Consider the following 16,770-nt stretch of genomic DNA (forward strand, 5'->3'; position numbering starts at 1 on the left):
TGCCGGGCATAAAATCCGGATTGACGACATAGCTATGACTGCTACTCCCCTTAAGCGGGATTTTCTTATGAACTTAACTACAACTATACACGTTTCTAAAGCAAATTTCAAGATGAATGATCACGAAGAGACACTGGTTTGTCTAAAACTTCTTTCGCAATCATGGCACGCTTCAAATTTATGCTTGAAAGTTTTTGTCGATGTGAACGATGCGTTTCAAATCCACTTCTCGTCACATTAATATCTTCAATAGTCGACTCGCGCTCCATTTGTTTTCGCGCACGCTCCGCTTGTTTTTTAGCCGCAACATCTACTTTCGCTGTTTGAACTTGCGGTGCGCTTGTATAAGTCCCACTTGTTACAGCAGGTTTTGCTTTCGGGCTCGGTTTTGAATGAGTTTTCATCGCATCACGATATTCATTCCGCGCCTCATTCATTGCTTGCCTCATCTTACTTTGCGGAGCTTTTCCAGTTCCAGCTTTCCGCTTACTTTCAGCCTCTTTTTTAGCATGCCTAGCAAGCAAGACGCCACCTACCATGATAATCAGTGGTAAAAAGCCCATCAAGTCGCTAATGAAATCCATTGGATCAAAAGACATATTAGGCACCTACTTTCCTATCAACCGATTGGTTTGTCGTCGCCGGCAATTGTTTCGCGCATACTTGTATCCGCTTGAACGTTCTCCATCTTATAGTAATCCATGACCCCTAGTTTTCCTGCCTCAAAAGCACTTGCAATCGCTCTAGGAACTTCGGCTTCTGCTGCCACAACGGCTGCACGATTTTCTTGTTCCAGCGCAATCGCTTCCGCTTTACGTTTCGAAGCCGCCGCCTGAGCAACTTCCATATCAGCATTTGCTTTTTCAATATCAAGTTTTGCTTTAATATTGTCCCCGATACGCATTTCCGCAATATCAATGGATAAAATTGTATATGCTGTCCCGTCTCCAAGCCCTTGCTCCTGAACTTTTTTCGAGATGCTATTTGGGTTTTCTAAAACATCTGTATGTTCACGCGTTTCACCGACTGTTGATACAACTGCTTCACCGACACGGGCGATAACAGTATCTTCACCGGCACCACCGACGATACGTTCAATATTAGATTGCACCGTAATTTGCGTAATAACTTTTACTTCAACCCCGTTTTGCGCTACACCTGTAAATTCAGGTGTACGAATAACTTTTGGCGTTACGGAAGTTTGAACCGCTTCTAAAACGTCACGACCTGCTAAATCAATGGCAGCCGCACGACTAAAATCAAGCTCAATATTTGCGCGATGAGCCGCAATAAGGGCATCAACCGTATTATCAACGTCACCACCTGCTAAATAGTGGCTTTCCAATTGGTTAACTTCAAGTTCAAGTCCAGCTTTTACAGCTTTAATAAGTGGTTTCACAACTCGCGACGGAACAACACGACGTAAGCGCATTCCGATAAGCGTTCCAAGCCCTACCGACACTCGCGCGGAGATTGCACTAATCCAAAGCCCCACTGGTACTAGTGTAAAGAAAATAATTAAAACTAGAATAATAAGTACTGCAATAATAATTGGTCCTGCATACATCATCTACTTCGCCTCCATTTTTAGTTCTTCTACAAGCAAATAGCCAAAATCAATTCCAACTACTATAATTGGCGTCCGAACGTCCAAATAACCATTTTCAAGTCTCGCCTCATATACTTTGCCTTCAATCTCAACACGCCCAATCGGCTTCATCGTTGTCACAGCAATACCAGACTTTCCATAAACCTTATCTCGTAGCGCTTTCATTCTTTCAATTTCTTTATCCTCTAAAACGCCACGATGAACGAGTCCCCAAGAGTCTCCGTATACTAGCTCGTCTTCTGAAAAATTGTGCGTCATTTGTGTCACCCTCTTTCATCAAGGTCATGCGCAACTGCTATACCTTTACCATACCTTAATTACCATTCATTTACAATTATTTTTTTGTAAAAAAGCTCCTTTCTTGTAATTTAATTAACGCCAATAAATAGTTAACTGAAAATTTTTGCTTATAAAATAATTATAGCTGACCTAACGTTTATTTTCCAACGTCTAGGAAAGTATGGCTTATCCGTCTTAGGACTGATTCGTATGGGAGTGATTGGGAGGGGCAGAAGGTTAAGTTTGGTGAGAAAGCCGTCTGAATGGCAGCTCTTGATGCGCGGGGGATTTTATCGATTAACACCTCTCTTCGTTCGGTCTTATATTGCGTTTCTAAACGCTAAAGCGTCATTTTCTTTTATGGATTAACACCTCTCTCCGTTCGGTCTTATATTGCGTTTCTAAACGCTAAAGCGTCATTTTCTTTTATGGATTAACACCTCTCTCCGTTCGGTCTTATATTGCGTTTCTAAACGCTAAAGCGTTAAGAAACGCAATAAAACCCATCCACAAAGTGGATGGGTAGTTTTTAGCTTAAAGTCGTATGTAGATTATTTTACTGCTTCTTTAAGCGCTTTACCAGGTTTGAATGCTGGTACTTTACTTGCTGGAATGTCGATTTCTTCTTTAGTACGTGGGTTGCGACCTTTACGAGCAGCACGTTCACGAACTTCGAAGTTACCGAAACCGATTAATTGAACTTTTTCACCTTTAGAAAGGTTTTCTTGAATAGTTTCAAATAATGCTTCTACAGCTTTCGCAGCATCTTTTTTAGAAAGTTCAGCTTTTTCAGCTACACTGTTTACTAAATCTGTTTTGTTTGCCATTTTTGTTTCACCTCCCTCAAAAGAATAATCCAAAATAATCAGGTCTTAATTATTACTTGGACGTTCCTTTTCCCAAAATCACTTTAAGGCTTAAGAAAAATCTTTGAAGAATTAAGACCGAAACGGCTTAAATGCAAGCCTTTGCAGTAATTCTGATAAAAGATTATCACATAATCCCCGCGACTGCAAGGATTTATGCCAAATTGACACTATTTCTTAACATTTCAAACATAATACATTACGCTTAAAACGTGATAGTATCAATCTGTTACACATAATACTAACTTGGAAGACCTATAATAGCAAGCGAAATCATCGCTTGGAACGAAAATAGTTCTTTTTCCTCATAAAAACAAAGCAAAAATATGTCTGTTGCCTGAAAAATCTAGGTTTCTTCGCCTAGTTTAATACAAAAGCATATTTTGTAAACACGCTTTCATATCGCTATTAATGCCAATTCCTTCTTCAATGAATGCCTCTACAGAACCATACTTCTTTTCCATTTCTGTAAACGCAATTTCCAGATAGCTCGGCTTTGCTTCTGCCATTGGTCGAATGGCATCTAGCCCAAGCGGGACGTCATTTCCAGTGAACGCTTTAATTAAATCAACCATTTCGCTTAAAATCTCGTCCGTATACTGGTTTGTAAGCTCATAATCGTTAAAAATCGTTTTCTCTGGAACGTCTAGTACTTTTAATAAAAGGGCGCCTAAAACGCCTGTACGGTCCTTTCCGGCGGTACAGTGGAATAAAAATGGTGTTTGACGTGTGAGAATTTGTTCGAAAATTTCGCGATAGCTACCGAGCGACGTTGCAAAAACTTTATAGCTTTCCCCCATCAGCGGTTCATAAATCGCGCTATCCGTTGGCAAATCTAACTTTTGTTTTTCCGCTGGTTCATTTTTAGCTGTACCAATTGGGATGTTGAGATTTGGAATGTTGGGGATTTCAGGCGTTTGTTGTGCGGTCACTTCGGTTGTGCTACGCAAATCGCAAATCCATTTGATGCCAAGCTGTTCAATTTGTGCTACGTCATTTTTGGTGAGGCCTGCTAAATTGCCAGAGCGATACAGTGCCCCCCACTTTACCTGCTTGCCGTTTTCATTCATGTAGCCGCCTAAATCGCGGAAATTAAACGTACCTTCAAAGTTTAGAATCCGCTGGGTTGAAACGGTTATCTCACCATTCGGTTGTTCTAAAATAAAATAGGGACGTGTCTTTGTTTCAGACGTGTGGGCGATAGTTTCCGGAACCGCTGTCAAGGTTGCAATTTGGCGGCTCGCCTTTGTTTTTTCAGGCTTTGTATCGACGTACAAAATGGAGCCGTTTTCAATTTTTTCATCAAAAGTAATGTTGTATTGTTTTTCTTCCTGAATGACTAACATTTTATCCCTCCTCTTGATTTTTATTCTAGCATAATCCGCAAAAAAAGCCGACTCTAAAATAGAGTCAGCTTTTTAATAAGATAAATGGCTTGTTTTATAGGTTTCTACATTTCCAAGGCGTATAAATCGCTTTAAAATCACTCTATTTTAGAGTTTTCGGTTTTAAAACTTCTCTTTCTCTACTTTTTTCTCGCGTCCCATCAACATATCAACGGCTTCGCCTGGATCTTTTTCGGCAAAAAGCACTTCGTAAATCGCTTTTGAAATCGGCATATCGATGTTCAGTTTTTCTGCCCAACCGTAAACCGCTTTTGCCGTTCGGACGCCTTCTACGACCATGCCCATGCTTTCTAGCACCTCATCTAAACTTTTTCCTTTGCCAAGCATGTTACCAGCTCGCCAGTTGCGGGAGTGCACGCTCGTACAGGTAACGATTAAATCGCCAATCCCTGTTAAGCCGTAAAACGTTTGCGGATGAGAACCTACAGCAACCCCTAGACGCGTAATTTCCGCCATTCCACGGGTCATTAATGCCGCTTTCGCATTATCTCCGTAGCCAAGACCGTCAGAAATCCCTGCACCTAACGCAATGATATTCTTAAGGGCTCCGCCAATTTCCGCACCTACAACATCTTCATTGGTATAAATGCGCAAATTATTGTTGATAAAAACGTCTTGAACTTGCTCGGCCAGCGCTAAATCATGGCTACTTGCACAAAGCGTTGTTGGATGACGAAGAGCGACTTCCTCGGCATGGCTCGGACCAGAAAGGACTACAATGCCTTTCCGTTTTGTCGCATCAATTTCTTCCGCAATCACTTCAGACATGCGTAAATTCGTTTCAGGTTCAATTCCTTTGCTTACATGAACAATGATTTTCGGCTCCGTAAGCGTGTCATTTAGCTGTTTACAAACGATGCGCATCGCATTTGTCGGAATCGCAATGACGAGCATATCTGCATGGCTGATTGCCTCTTCTAGCGAAAGCGTAGCCCGAATGGACTCCGGTAGCTGAATATCTGGAAGATAATGAGCATTTTTATGCGACTGGTTAATCTCATCAACAATCGCATGATGATTTCCCCAAATAAAAACCTCTTCATTATTGTCGGCTAAAACCATAGCAAGAGCAGTTCCCCAGCTTCCCGCACCGAGAACTGCGATTTGTTTTTTAGTCAAAATAAACTCCTCCATTTCTATTTCCGCTTACGTGGTATCACGCGAATTGGTGTCCCTTCAAATGGAAATGCTTCACGAATTCGGTTTTCTAAGAAGCGTTCATATGAAAAGTGCATAAGTTCGGGTTCATTGACAAACACAACAAAAGCGGGCGGTTTGACAGCCACTTGGGTCGTATAGAAAATTTTAAGTCGTTTTCCTTTATCCATCGGTGCCGGATTCATTGCAACGGCATCACTAATGACATCGTTAAGCATGCTCGACTGCACGCGCAGTGAATGATTGTCGCTCACTTGGTTGATAAGCGGGAACAAATTGGTCAAGCGCTTTTTCGTTAATGCTGATACAAAAACGATGGGTGCGTATGTTAGAAATTGGAATTGTTCGCGAATATCTTCCGTAAAAGTATTCATTGTTTTTTCATCTTTTTCGATGGCATCCCATTTATTTACGACGATGATAATCGCGCGGCCTGCATCGTGAGCATAGCCAGCAATTCGTTTATCTTGCTCGCGAATACCTTCTTCGGCGTTTAAAACGACAAGGACGACATCGGAGCGCTCGATGGCGCGCATGGCACGTAAAACGCTGTATTTTTCAGTACTTTCGTAAACCTTCCCTTTTTTCCGCATACCGGCCGTATCGATCATAACGTATTCTTGATCTTCAAACGTATAACCGGTGTCAATCGCGTCGCGTGTCGTTCCTGCGATATTTGAGACGATAACTCGGTCTTCGCCTAGCATGGCGTTAATAAGTGAGGATTTCCCAACGTTCGGACGGCCGATTAATGAAAATTTAATCACATCATCATCGTATTCGTCCTCTTCTTCTTGCGGGAAATGTTTGCGTACTTCATCAAGCAAATCCCCGAGTCCTAACCCATGCGAACCAGAAATTGGATAGGGCTCACCGAAACCAAGTGAATAAAAATCATACACTTGATCGCGCATTTCAGGGTTATCTACTTTGTTGACGGCCAGAACGACTGGCTTTTGCGAACGATATAAAATTTTAGCGACTTGTTCATCGGCATCAGTCACGCCTTCACGACCATTTGCAATAAAAATAATGACATCCGCTTCATCAATTGCGATTTCTGCTTGTGCACGGATTTGGTCTAAAAACGGCTCGTCGCCAATTTCGATTCCGCCCGTATCAATAATATTAAACTCTTTTCCAAGCCATTCTGCTGTATTGTAAATTCGGTCACGCGTTACGCCTGGGACATCTTCTACGATAGAAACACGTTCCCCGACAATGCGGTTAAAAATGGTCGATTTCCCAACGTTCGGTCGACCTACAATTGCTACAACTGGTTTCACCATTCTATTCACCTTCTTTTTCTTTCAAATTCCTATTTATCAGACTTTATTAAGTTTATCAGTAATTGCCCCTTATCGCAACAGCTGAAATTTAAACATAAAAAAAGCTTTACCAGAAAAAGATAAAGCTTGTGTGATACGTTTATGGCGGAGAAAGAGGGATTTGAACCCTCGCGCCGCGTTAGCGACCTACACCCTTAGCAGGGGCGCCTCTTCAGCCTCTTGAGTATTTCTCCGAGTGACTCCACAGGCAGGACTCGAACCTGCGACCGATCGGTTAACAGCCGATTGCTCTACCAACTGAGCTACTGTGGAATAAACTTAACAAATTTAATTATAATCAGCTTTTTATAAAAAAGCAAGCGAAATTTCAGTTGAAATTTCGCTTGCTTGAAGCTGTTCCATTCGCTATATATTGCAACTTCCCACCACATTTCCCGCACGCATAACGATTCACGTTAAACTTCCTTTTCCTAAAAAAGTCTTGCCCGCATTGTTCACAAACATAGACGTGCTTCGGAATGTCCGGCTCGATAGCTTTACAAAAGCGCGGGGCATCGACTGCTTTTAAAAGGGCGCGAAATTCAGCGTCGCGATGCATATAGCCTTTTCCTTCTAAATGCAAATGGTAATGGCAGAGTTCGTGCTTCATAATGCCTAAAAAATAGTCTGCGCCGTAATGAAACAAATATTTCGGATTCATTTCAATATCGTGCGAACGAAGCAGGTAGCGCCCGCCCGTTGTCCGCAACCTTGAATTAAAACGCGCCTGATGTTTAAACACTTTATCAAAGTATCGAAGCGATGTTTCTTCCATCCATTTTTGTAATTCCGCTTGTTCCATTTTACGCCCCTGCAGGTCCTACCATAGAAAGTGCGATACGGTTTTTCTTCAAATCGACTTCTTCTACCCAGACGGTCACGATATCGCCTACTGAAACGACGCTCATTGGATTTTTGACGAACGAACGGCTTAGTTTCGAAATGTGAACTAGTCCATCTTGTTTGACACCGATATCAACAAAGGCTCCGAAATCTACCACATTTCGAACGGTCCCTTGAAGCTCCATTCCCGCTTTCAAATCCTCCATCTTGATAACGTCTTGTTTTAGCATGGGTGCTTGGAGCGAATCACGTAGGTCACGCCCGGGCGCAATTAGGTTTTGAATGATATCTTTTAGCGTTTCTACCCCGATTTCAAGTTCTTTGGCGGTTTCTGTGACATTCAAATCGGCGAGCGCTTGTTTTAAGCTGTCTGACCCGATATCTTTTACCGTATGATTAGCTTTTTCGATGAGTTGTTTCGCGGCAGCATAGCTTTCTGGGTGAATTGCGGTCTTATCAAGCGGATTCTTCCCTTCTAGAATTCGCATGAAGCCAATACTTTGCTCGTATGATTTTGCGCCAAGACGGGGCACTTTTTTCAGTTCGGCACGCGATTGAAATGGCCCGTTTTCCTCGCGATATTTGCGAATGTTCCCCGCAACCGTTTTGTTTAAACCTGCCACATATTGGAGCAACGCGGCTGATGCGGTATTCACGTTTACGCCAACTTGGTTTACAGCCGTTTCGACGACAAACGTCAAAGTATCATTTAATTTTTTCTGTGCTACGTCATGCTGATACTGGCCAACGCCAACTGATTTCGGATCGATTTTAACCAATTCGGCGAGCGGATCTTGCAGACGGCGACCAATTGAAACGGCGCTTCGTTCTTCGACTTGATAATCAGGAAACTCTTCACGCGCCACATCACTAGCGGAATAAACACTTGCGCCGGCTTCGTTTACAATCGTATAAAACGCTTGGCTATTTGCTTCTTTTATGACTTCTACAATAAATTGCTCAGTTTCTCGCGATGCCGTTCCATTACCAATGGCGATGATTTCAATAGCATATTTCGAAAGCCACTCGGTTACTTTTTGTTTAGCTTCTGGCCGGCGCGCTTTAGCTGTATGCGGATAAATAACGCCAATTTCAAGCACTTTTCCTGTAGAATCTAAAACGGCGAGTTTACAGCCTGTACGATACGCTGGGTCAACGCCTAACACGACTTTGCCTTTTAACGGCGGTTGCAAGAGTAATTTTCGCAAGTTTTCTGAAAAAATATCAATCGCGTGATCTTCGGCGATTTCGCTTAACTCGGCGCGAATTTCACGTTCAATTGCTGGTCCAATGAAACGTTTGTAGGCATCTAAAATCGCGACGCGGACGACTTGAACGGAAGCGTTCTCCTTTTTCGGCAACATGCTTTCTTCTAAAAAGTGGTGAATTTTCGTCGTATCGACTTGTACAGCAACACGGAGAACGCCTTCTTTTTCGCCGCGGTTGAAAGCAAGGACACGGTGATTTTGCATTTTAGCAATCATTTCTTGATACTCGTAATACATTTCGTAAACAGCTTTTTCGTCCTCAGCATCGTTTTTCTTCGTGGAAACAATCATCCCAAATTTACGCGTAAAATCGCGAATCCATTTGCGATACTCCGCCACATCGCTCACTTGTTCGGCGATAATTTCGTGCGCACCTTGCAGCGCTTCTTCGACAGTTTGAACGTTGTTTTCAGCCGAAATATAACGCGCCGCCTCTTCTTCAGGATTTCCGTCAGAAAATGTGAGTAACCATTCAGCGAGTGGCAGTAAACCTTGTTCCTTCGCAATGGTCGCTTTTGTTCTTTTCTTTTGTTTAAAAGGGCGGTAAAGGTCTTCTAATGTTTGTTGTTTATCCGTCCCTAAAATTTGTTTACGTAGTTCTTCCGTTAATTTTCCTTGTTCCTCAATTAAACGAATGACTTCTTCTTTTCGCGCCTCTAGCTTGGTGATATATTGGTAAGTTTCTTCAATATCTCGAATTTCGACTTCGTCAAGACTGCCCGTTTTTTCTTTACGGTAGCGGGCGATAAACGGTACGGTATTCCCTTCTTCAAGCAATCCAATTACTGCATCAATTTGCGCGGGCTTATAAGTTAATTTCTTGTAAATAAATGGTAAGACACTTTTTTCCACGGTATGTACCTCCTCGAACTTCCTTCTTTTCTAGTGTATCAATAAATAGAAAAAACTGCCATTTAAAAATGACAGTTCGGTTCTCTATTCGGGGAATTTCCCAAGCACAAAAGTAACATCATCCATTGGTATATCCGGCACTAAGCGCTCGATGTCGTACCCCGTTTTCGCAAGGCACTGCGCTGAAGTTAAATAATTTTTCACTTTTTTTAAAACTAATCCGTCTGAATGGAGCAGAAATTTTGAGCCGGGCTTAAATTCCATATTCTTTTGCTTAAAATGCTGTTTTCTTCCAGACAGAAACCCAGTTGTAGAAAGCGGAAAACTTAATTTCCCATGACTATCAAGCATGTAAAAACGAATGTTACCAAGAGCGACATATGCCAACTTTTGTGTTTTAAAATGGGCGCGTATAATGGCAACTGCAGCACCTCGAAGGCCAGAAACAGCCTGATTGCAATGTTCAATCATAGTCACCAAATCCGCCTCTGGTTCATTTTCCACAGTGTCCGTTATGGCTTTCGCTGCAAGATGCGCCTCGTAACCACTTCCTAATCCATCTGCTAAAACGCATAAAAAATGATCGTCTTTTTCATACGTGTAAAAAACATCACCACAATACTGCTGGAGCAGCTTAGCGCGTTGGAAAGTGAATAAATCTAATTTATTCTCCGTTGCCATTTCAATCCACTTCCTCATTTTGCAAAGCATCTCGCAACTTTTTGATGGCTTGGCGTTGAATACGTGATACGTGCATTTGCGAAATATCAAGCAGTTCGCCTGTTTCTTTTTGACTGCGATTTTCAATAAACGTATATTGCAAAATTTTCTGCTCACGTTCATCTAAAACTGGAAGTACCTTTTCTAAAAGCATCCGTTGATTCACTTGTTCAAAACCGTCATCATTGTTACCGACAACGTCTAAAAGTGTAATCGTACTGCCGTCTGAATCTGCTTCAATAGAATGGTCAACAGAAAGTGCTTGATAGCTCTTGCCCATTTCCATTGCTTCCAAGACCTCTTCTTCAGAAACACCAATGTAAGCGGCGATGTCTTTGATTTGCGGTGAGGTTTGCATTTCCCGTGTCAGCTCTTCAACCGCATTTTTAATTTTAGGACCAAGTTCTTTTATTCGTCTCGGCACGTGGACACTCCACGTTTTATCTCGTAAAAACCGCTTGATTTCGCCGACAATAGTTGGGACAGCAAATGCTTCAAAGCTTTTACCAAAAGTGGCATCATAGCGACGAATTGCTCCGAGTAGGCCAATGTTTCCGACTTGAACTAAATCTTCATGAAAAGACTTTCCTTGCGAATATTTACGCGCGATGGACTCAACCAAGTTTTTATAGTGCACAACGAGCTGATACTGCGCCTCGTCATCGCCCGTCTCTTGGTAAGCCTGAATCCATTCATAGACTTTTGCTTTTGCGGCATCTTTATCAGGTTGAGACACTCTCTGCATTCTCCCCCACCTGCTTTTCATCAATATATTTGGTCATTACAACGGAAACTCCGTCATCATAATACAACTTCACATCGTCCATAAGTGTTTCAATCAGAAATAATCCTAAGCCTCCAATGCGCATAACATCTGTTTCATCTCCAACTTTGTATGGCCCAATATCGGCTTTTTTCGCTTCTGGATTAAAACTTTTTCCTTTGTCTGTGACAATGACGTCTAGTTTGTCTTCATACAACTTAAACTCAATTCTCACTTCACCGTCTGCCACTTCTTTTAACCCGTGATGAATCGAATTCGTTATCGCTTCGCTCACGGCAATTTTTAAATCCTCAATTGCTTCATAGGAGAAACCGGCTTGACTTGCAATACCAGAAAGCGCAAGGCGACCAAGACTCACATATTCTGGTTTTGCCGGAAGCAGTAGCTCAATTTTATCACACGTTGTTGCCATTCATTTCACCCTCTATATTTTTGATTTCAATAATATCCGACAGTCCAGTAATTTCAAATAGGCGATACAATCGTTCAGAAAGACCAATGAGCACCAATTCGCTCTCGTTTGAACGCAAGTTTTTAAATACGCCCACAAAAACGCCAAGTCCTGTACTATCCATATAACCAACTTCTGTTAAATCGACTTTTAAAACAAAACGCTTTTTATCTTGAAAACCTTCAAGCGCTTCTTTTAGTTTTGGAGCCGTATAGGCGTCGATTTCCCCAATGACAAAAGCACTTGCCGTATTTTCATTCTGCTCTTTAATTTCGATTTTAATGTTCATTTTGTCACCTCATTAAATTTTGGTATACCCAGTGCTATTACCCTAACCCTTTTGTCTTTAAACCTGCTTGCTTCGCTTTATTGCGATTAGCGTAAAATCATCATGCAATAAAAAATTTTGCATTTTAAGTAAATGATTATAAATGGCCTCAACCATTTTTTGTGGTTCTAAATGTATGTATGTGTCAAAAATCTTAATCAAGTCATCTCGTTCGATGAAATCATTTCCCACTTTAGCTTCCGTAACGCCATCTGACATGATGAAAATGACATCTTCTTCGGCTACCTCTTTTTCAAATTCGCGATACTGCGCCTGTTTATCCACGCCAAGTGGCAATCCTTTAGCATATAAATCTGAAAATGTTGCGGTTTCTGCTTGATAATGCAAGCCCAGTTCATGCCCCGCCGAACTATACTCGAATAAATGTGCATCCGCATGGTAAACTCCAAAAAACATCGTAATAAACATGTTGTCATTAATATTTTCTTCGGCAATTTCATTTAAAGATTCAAGCACTGTTCTAGGTGTAAACTTTTCGCCGACCATATTGTTTAGTGCGTATTTTATCATCGAAATACTAAAAGCAGCTGGGATACCTTTACCGACAACATCAGCAAGTGCAACGGAGACTTTATCTGGAACCAATTCGTCGCGGATAAACGAATAATAATCTCCGCTCATCTGTCTTGCTGATCTGCTGACAACACCAAATTCCATGCCTTCTTGACAAGGCAAATCGGTTTTCATTAACGTTTTTTGAATCGTCTCAGCTTGTTCAATTTCGCTTCGAAGCGCACGTTGCTCTGTTCGCAAGCTGATATGCTCTAAATAGGCTAAACCATAGCCAATCATCATTTCCAGTAAAACATCAAATGATTTTCTGACATGTTCCGGCAAATTTGAATCATATTCTTCAAGAACAGAACGATGAATGTTAATAATTTCTTCTGGTGGAATATTATTTTCCATAGCCACTTTTGTTAGTTTTTCACAGCTATATAAAATTTCCTCATCCTGATGTTGTAAATATTCAAATAAAATCTCTTTATATTGCTCATTAAATCGTTCGTTCATTTTAATTGCCCCCTAGCGAACCCACTTCGTTGCAACAATGATCGTCCCTTTTTCGTCCCCACTTGTGTAGGAATCAATATTAAAACTATCCATAAGACGTTTTACTCCTGGGAGCCCTGCACCTAATCCGCCTGATGTTGTAAAGCCATCTTGCATAACTTTTCTAATATCCAAAATACCTGGTCCTTTATCTTTTGCTTCAATTTGTAACCCTTGTTTTCCCGTTTCAGTTACTTTCGTAATACATATTTCCCCTGTTCCAGCGTAGAGAAAGATATTTCTTGCAAGCTCACTAATGGCTGTTGTAATTCTCGCTTGATCAACTGTACCAAAGCCAATTTCTTTTGAAATTTTTCTTCCAAGTTGTCTAGCTGAAACAATATCCCATTCATCCGTAATTTTTACACAGGATTGGAAATTCATCTCTATTCCCCCAATTCCTGTTTCAATTTTTCAAGGCCACTTTCAAGATCCATGGCTGAAAGAACACCTTCAAATGTAATCCCAAGTTCAATTAATGTAATCGCGACTGCTGGTTGTATTCCCGTTACAACAACACGCGCTCCCATTAATTTTGACATACTGACGACATCCCCTAGAATTTTAGCAATAAAAGAATCAATAAAATCAATGGACGTAATATCAATCACGACTCCACGAGCAGAAGTTTCATGAATTTTCGCCAGAAGGTCTTCTTGAAATTCCATCGCTGTTTTATCATCTAGTTCACTTTGAATCGAAATTAATAAACATTCACCTAATTTCAAAATTGGAATCCCCACAGTTTCACCCCTCTTTTTCTACTATTTCTCTATTTGTTAAAGCTAGCGCACGTTCCATTCCTTTCTTCAAGGTGTTTGTTGTAATAATCTGATCAAGTTCTATCCCTAAATTAACGATGGTCTGTGCAATTTCTGGTCGAATACCAACAAGCATCGGCTGGCAACCAACGAGCCGAACTGCTTCAGAAGCTTGGATAATATGGTGTGCAACCATTGTATCTACAACTGGAACACCTGTAATGTCAATGAGCACTACTTCAGAACGATGCTTGACAACCCCCATAAGTAGGTTTTCCATAATTTGACGTGCGCGTTCTGTATCGATGGTTCCGATTAAAGGCATGACGGAGATGTTGTTAAAAATCGGTAAGAGCGGTGCCGATAATTCTTGTAGTGCCAGTCTTTGAATTGAAACAGTTTTTTCCCACGTATCTGCATAAGCTGTTACGATTTTGTTATACATGGAAGATAACCAGTTTTCAAAACGGTAATAAGCGTCTTTTTCCGCTGTGGCCTCTCTTTTTTTGAAAAATGCTTCATCACGAATTTGTTTGTAGACGAGCAATCCGAAAATGCGTAAACCGGTTGTTACAAAATGTACCGGCCAGCCTAAGAGCACTACTTTCTCAGCAAAATCGTCTAGTTTATCATTGAATGTTTCTATTTCAATGACGTTTGAAATGATTAAATCAATAAATTCATGACTTGTTTCTTCATACATGACTTCCGTTACAACATCGGATATTCGTGAATCTACCTGTAGCTTCATCTCATTCATCCATTCGGATAAAATGTCATCTCGATTTAAACGGATAAAATTCGCAAAATCTTTATACATCGTGTTAAAATCCAACCTTTCTTCTACCACCTAGTTAAACTCTCTTTTTGTTTCAAAAAACCTGCCATAAGGAAACATTTTTTGAACAACATAGGTTCGATGCTTCTTATGCCAGGTACTTCAGACATTTCAATATGATTGTTTAGAATTATGTACAAGTAGCCCGTCATTTAAAACGTCTTTTTCGCGAAATCTTGACCCTATTACCATCATTCGTTTTTCCCATTTGATTATGTATTTTTTAGAACTCAACAATTCCTAAACTAATTTCAAGTGCGCGATTTACTTTATCCATGAGTTCATCGTCCAAATGGGTGATTTTATCTGTTAAACGCTGCTTATCTATCGTTCTAACCTGCTCTAGTAAGATAACCGAATCTCGGTCAAAACCATGTTTTTTGGTTGCTTCAATATGTGTGGGTAGTTTTGCTTTCTGAATTTTCGCAGTAATGGCCGCAACAATAACGGTTGGGCTAAAACGATTGCCGATGTCGTTTTGAATGATGAGAACAGGCCGTATTCCCCCCTGCTCGCTACCGACCACGGGGGAAAGATCCGCGTAGTAAACATCACCACGCTTAATCAAAAGCCTAACCTCCTAATACTTCAATATTCTTACTTTCTGCCTCTGCCTCAACATGAGTGCATTCACAAGCGATTGCAAAATTAATTTTGGCCATTTCTGTGTAGCCACGTTCCATTTCTGTGCGCATTTCACGTGCCTTCTTCTGTTTCAAAAATTCTTGAGTTGCTTCCATAATTACTTCACTCCGCTCCACTTTTTCTTCTTCTACTAGACGGTCGAGTTCATCAATCACTGCTTGAGACAATACAATAGAAATTTCTTTGTGTTGTTCTCTTTCTAACACGTCTTACACCCCCAAAGCTGCGTACAAAACTTGTATCACCTCTATGGTACCATTATGTGCTATTTTAGAAAAGTATTTTTATGGTTTTTCTAAGTAAAATAAGCAAATTCTAGCTATTAGTCCTATGGAAACGGAAAATTTTCAGGCCAATCTAGTTATTTTGTATTATGCACTACATTATAAACTTCCTTTTTAATAAAAGCACGAAAATAGACTTCTAAGATGGATAAATTCTTGGTAAGCGGTCTGATAATAAACACGTTACCTCATAATTAATGGTATCTAAATACTCGGCTACATCGGTCGCAGATATTGAGGTAGCGCCGTCTTTCCCGATTATCGTTACTTTTGTCCCAACATCAACATAATTGGGGAGGCGGATTATAAGTTGGTCCATGCAGACACGCCCGATGATTTCACATGGTTTGCCGGCTACTAAAACGTGGAAGCCGCTGTAGTGACGGATTATTCCGTCTGCGTAACCAATTGGGACTGTTCCGACCCATTCGTTTTTGTTCGCTTCATAAGTTGCGCCGTAGCTCACGTGGTCGGAAGGGTGCAATTCTTTTACTTGCACGATTTTTGAAAAAAGGGAGAGTGCCGGCTGTAATTTAAATGGCAATTTCGCTTCAATTTCGGTTGATGGCGGGAGCCCGTACATGCCGATGCCGAAGCGGATTGCGTTGAACTGGTTTTGCGCTTTTGCATGTAAAAGCGATGTGGCGGAATTGGCAGCGTGAACGTAGCGAGGCTTTTCTGGTAGTGCGGTTAGCATGTCTTGGAATTTGTCCCACTGCGTATTAAAATATGTTGTATCGATTTCGTCGGCGGTTGCAAAATGCGTGTAGATGCCTTCGAAATGCAGCTGCGCATTTTCGTTCAAGCTTTTTAGAGCCGTTTTTATTTCTGGTTTTGTGCGGAAGCCTAGGCGGCCCATTCCGGTATCGACCTTTAGGTGAATTTTAAGCGGGCGGCTGCCCTCATTTAAGTCTAGTTCGTCAAAAAAGGCTTGGTGAAAAACGGTAATGGAGATGTCGTTTTCGCTAGCTAAGGCGGCGTCTTCAACTAAAATGGCGCCCATGACTAAAATTGGATCGCTAAATCCGGCCGCACGAAGCGCTAACGCTTCGTCAAGAATGGCTACGCAAAAACCTGTGGCACCTGCTTTTTTTGCGGCTTCCGCGACGGGAATCATGCCGTGTCCGTAAGCATTGGCTTTTACAACAGCGAAGATTTCGACGTTTTTAGGTAATTGTTTTTGTTCGTTTTTAATATTGGCTTCAATTGCGTTTAAATTCACTTCGATCCATGTCGGTCTATGCCATCCGGTTACCATTTGAAACACTCGCTTTCC

20 protein-coding genes and 2 tRNA genes are annotated in these 16,770 nt (G+C 41.3%); all 22 read right to left on the reverse strand.

Annotated features, from left to right (window positions below):
• Positions 1-107: 107 nt before the first annotated feature.
• Entirely contained in the window at positions 108-599 is a 492-nt protein-coding gene (locus tag CFT42_RS03045; protein ID WP_088809171.1) for a hypothetical protein, read from the reverse strand.
• A 20-nt stretch (positions 600-619) separates the two neighbouring features.
• Positions 620-1,570: a flotillin-like protein FloA gene (gene floA / locus CFT42_RS03050; RefSeq protein ID WP_088809172.1), complete on the reverse strand. Its 951-nt coding sequence runs from the start codon at positions 1,568-1,570 to the stop codon at positions 620-622.
• On the reverse strand, positions 1,571-1,867 hold the full coding sequence (locus tag CFT42_RS03055) for an NfeD family protein (RefSeq protein WP_088809173.1): 297 nt from the start codon (positions 1,865-1,867) through the stop codon (positions 1,571-1,573).
• A 572-nt stretch (positions 1,868-2,439) separates the two neighbouring features.
• Entirely contained in the window at positions 2,440-2,715 is a 276-nt protein-coding gene (locus tag CFT42_RS03060; protein WP_088809174.1) for an HU family DNA-binding protein, read from the reverse strand.
• 404 nt (positions 2,716-3,119) lie between these two features.
• Positions 3,120-4,100 carry a tyrosine-protein phosphatase gene (locus tag CFT42_RS03065; RefSeq protein ID WP_088815344.1) on the reverse strand — a complete coding sequence of 327 codons (981 nt, stop codon included), beginning with the start codon at positions 4,098-4,100 and terminating at the stop codon, positions 3,120-3,122.
• A 162-nt stretch (positions 4,101-4,262) separates the two neighbouring features.
• Positions 4,263-5,279 (reverse strand): NAD(P)H-dependent glycerol-3-phosphate dehydrogenase, encoded by a 1,017-nt coding sequence (locus CFT42_RS03070; RefSeq protein ID WP_088809176.1) that lies wholly within the window; start codon positions 5,277-5,279, stop codon positions 4,263-4,265.
• Between the two features lie 17 nt (positions 5,280-5,296).
• A complete protein-coding gene (gene der / locus CFT42_RS03075) occupies positions 5,297-6,607 on the reverse strand; it encodes a ribosome biogenesis GTPase Der (RefSeq protein ID WP_088809177.1) in 1,311 nt (436 codons plus the stop codon).
• Between the two features lie 142 nt (positions 6,608-6,749).
• Positions 6,750-6,840, reverse strand: a tRNA-Ser gene (locus tag CFT42_RS03080).
• 6 nt (positions 6,841-6,846) lie between these two features.
• Positions 6,847-6,919 (reverse strand) — tRNA-Asn (locus CFT42_RS03085).
• A 55-nt stretch (positions 6,920-6,974) separates the two neighbouring features.
• Positions 6,975-7,448, reverse strand: coding sequence for a SprT family protein (locus CFT42_RS03090; protein ID WP_088815345.1), 474 nt, complete (start codon positions 7,446-7,448; stop codon positions 6,975-6,977).
• 1 nt (position 7,449) lies between these two features.
• The gene (locus CFT42_RS03095; RefSeq protein ID WP_088815346.1) at positions 7,450-9,609 is read right to left on the reverse strand and encodes a Tex family protein; all 2,160 of its coding nucleotides are present in this window, start codon (positions 9,607-9,609) and stop codon (positions 7,450-7,452) included.
• Between the two features lie 84 nt (positions 9,610-9,693).
• Positions 9,694-10,296 carry a PP2C family serine/threonine-protein phosphatase gene (locus CFT42_RS03100; RefSeq protein WP_162859611.1) on the reverse strand — a complete coding sequence of 201 codons (603 nt, stop codon included), beginning with the start codon at positions 10,294-10,296 and terminating at the stop codon, positions 9,694-9,696.
• On the reverse strand, positions 10,292-11,074 hold the full coding sequence (sigB, locus tag CFT42_RS03105; RefSeq protein ID WP_088809181.1) for an RNA polymerase sigma factor SigB: 783 nt from the start codon (positions 11,072-11,074) through the stop codon (positions 10,292-10,294). Before sigB ends, CFT42_RS03100 begins: the two co-directional genes overlap by 5 nt.
• On the reverse strand, positions 11,052-11,525 hold the full coding sequence (gene rsbW / locus CFT42_RS03110) for an anti-sigma B factor RsbW (protein ID WP_088809182.1): 474 nt from the start codon (positions 11,523-11,525) through the stop codon (positions 11,052-11,054). Before rsbW ends, sigB begins: the two co-directional genes overlap by 23 nt.
• Positions 11,509-11,853, reverse strand: a complete 345-nt coding sequence (locus CFT42_RS03115) for an STAS domain-containing protein (RefSeq protein WP_088809183.1) — start codon at positions 11,851-11,853, stop codon at positions 11,509-11,511. The genes rsbW and CFT42_RS03115 overlap by 17 nt, the downstream gene beginning before the upstream one ends.
• 57 nt (positions 11,854-11,910) lie before the next feature.
• Positions 11,911-12,927 (reverse strand): PP2C family protein-serine/threonine phosphatase, encoded by a 1,017-nt coding sequence (locus CFT42_RS03120; protein WP_088809184.1) that lies wholly within the window; start codon positions 12,925-12,927, stop codon positions 11,911-11,913.
• A gap of 12 nt (positions 12,928-12,939) precedes the next feature.
• A complete protein-coding gene (locus CFT42_RS03125) occupies positions 12,940-13,350 on the reverse strand; it encodes an anti-sigma regulatory factor (protein WP_088809185.1) in 411 nt (136 codons plus the stop codon).
• 2 nt (positions 13,351-13,352) lie between these two features.
• Positions 13,353-13,709, reverse strand: a complete 357-nt coding sequence (locus CFT42_RS03130) for an STAS domain-containing protein (RefSeq protein WP_088809186.1) — start codon at positions 13,707-13,709, stop codon at positions 13,353-13,355.
• Between the two features lie 4 nt (positions 13,710-13,713).
• A complete protein-coding gene (locus CFT42_RS03135; protein ID WP_088815507.1) occupies positions 13,714-14,547 on the reverse strand; it encodes an RsbT co-antagonist protein RsbRA in 834 nt (277 codons plus the stop codon).
• A gap of 241 nt (positions 14,548-14,788) precedes the next feature.
• Positions 14,789-15,133 carry a type II toxin-antitoxin system PemK/MazF family toxin gene (locus CFT42_RS03140; protein WP_088815348.1) on the reverse strand — a complete coding sequence of 115 codons (345 nt, stop codon included), beginning with the start codon at positions 15,131-15,133 and terminating at the stop codon, positions 14,789-14,791.
• Positions 15,134-15,137: 4 nt separating this feature from the next.
• Positions 15,138-15,416 (reverse strand): CopG family transcriptional regulator, encoded by a 279-nt coding sequence (locus CFT42_RS03145; RefSeq protein ID WP_088809188.1) that lies wholly within the window; start codon positions 15,414-15,416, stop codon positions 15,138-15,140.
• A gap of 217 nt (positions 15,417-15,633) precedes the next feature.
• On the reverse strand, positions 15,634-16,752 hold the full coding sequence (gene alr / locus CFT42_RS03150; RefSeq protein WP_088815349.1) for an alanine racemase: 1,119 nt from the start codon (positions 16,750-16,752) through the stop codon (positions 15,634-15,636).
• Positions 16,753-16,770: the final 18 nt, after the last annotated feature.

This window comes from Listeria goaensis (assembly GCF_900186125.1).
Lineage (GTDB): Bacteria > Bacillota > Bacilli > Lactobacillales > Listeriaceae > Listeria > Listeria goaensis.

Bases quoted from the DNA above. Each gene is read 5' to 3' on its own strand.
- CFT42_RS03055 (WP_088809173.1), bottom strand. From the start codon at position 1,867: ATGACGCACAATTTTTCAGAAGACGAGCTAGTATACGGAGACTCTTGG.
- der (WP_088809177.1), bottom strand. From the start codon at position 6,607: ATGGTGAAACCAGTTGTAGCAATTGTAGGTCGACCGAACGTTGGGAAA.
- alr (WP_088815349.1), bottom strand. From the start codon at position 16,752: ATGGTAACCGGATGGCATAGACCGACATGGATCGAAGTGAATTTAAAC.
- CFT42_RS03120 (WP_088809184.1), bottom strand. From the start codon at position 12,927: ATGAACGAACGATTTAATGAGCAATATAAAGAGATTTTATTTGAATAT.
- CFT42_RS03045 (WP_088809171.1), bottom strand. From the start codon at position 599: ATGTCTTTTGATCCAATGGATTTCATTAGCGACTTGATGGGCTTTTTA.
- CFT42_RS03065 (WP_088815344.1), bottom strand. From the start codon at position 4,100: ATGTTAGTCATTCAGGAAGAAAAACAATACAACATTACTTTTGATGAA.
- CFT42_RS03125 (WP_088809185.1), bottom strand. From the start codon at position 13,350: ATGAATTTCCAATCCTGTGTAAAAATTACGGATGAATGGGATATTGTT.
- CFT42_RS03060 (WP_088809174.1), bottom strand. From the start codon at position 2,715: ATGGCAAACAAAACAGATTTAGTAAACAGTGTAGCTGAAAAAGCTGAA.
- sigB (WP_088809181.1), bottom strand. From the start codon at position 11,074: ATGCAGAGAGTGTCTCAACCTGATAAAGATGCCGCAAAAGCAAAAGTC.
- CFT42_RS03135 (WP_088815507.1), bottom strand. From the start codon at position 14,547: ATGTATAAAGATTTTGCGAATTTTATCCGTTTAAATCGAGATGACATT.
- rsbW (WP_088809182.1), bottom strand. From the start codon at position 11,525: ATGGCAACAACGTGTGATAAAATTGAGCTACTGCTTCCGGCAAAACCA.
- CFT42_RS03115 (WP_088809183.1), bottom strand. From the start codon at position 11,853: ATGAACATTAAAATCGAAATTAAAGAGCAGAATGAAAATACGGCAAGT.
- CFT42_RS03090 (WP_088815345.1), bottom strand. From the start codon at position 7,448: ATGGAACAAGCGGAATTACAAAAATGGATGGAAGAAACATCGCTTCGA.
- floA (WP_088809172.1), bottom strand. From the start codon at position 1,570: ATGATGTATGCAGGACCAATTATTATTGCAGTACTTATTATTCTAGTT.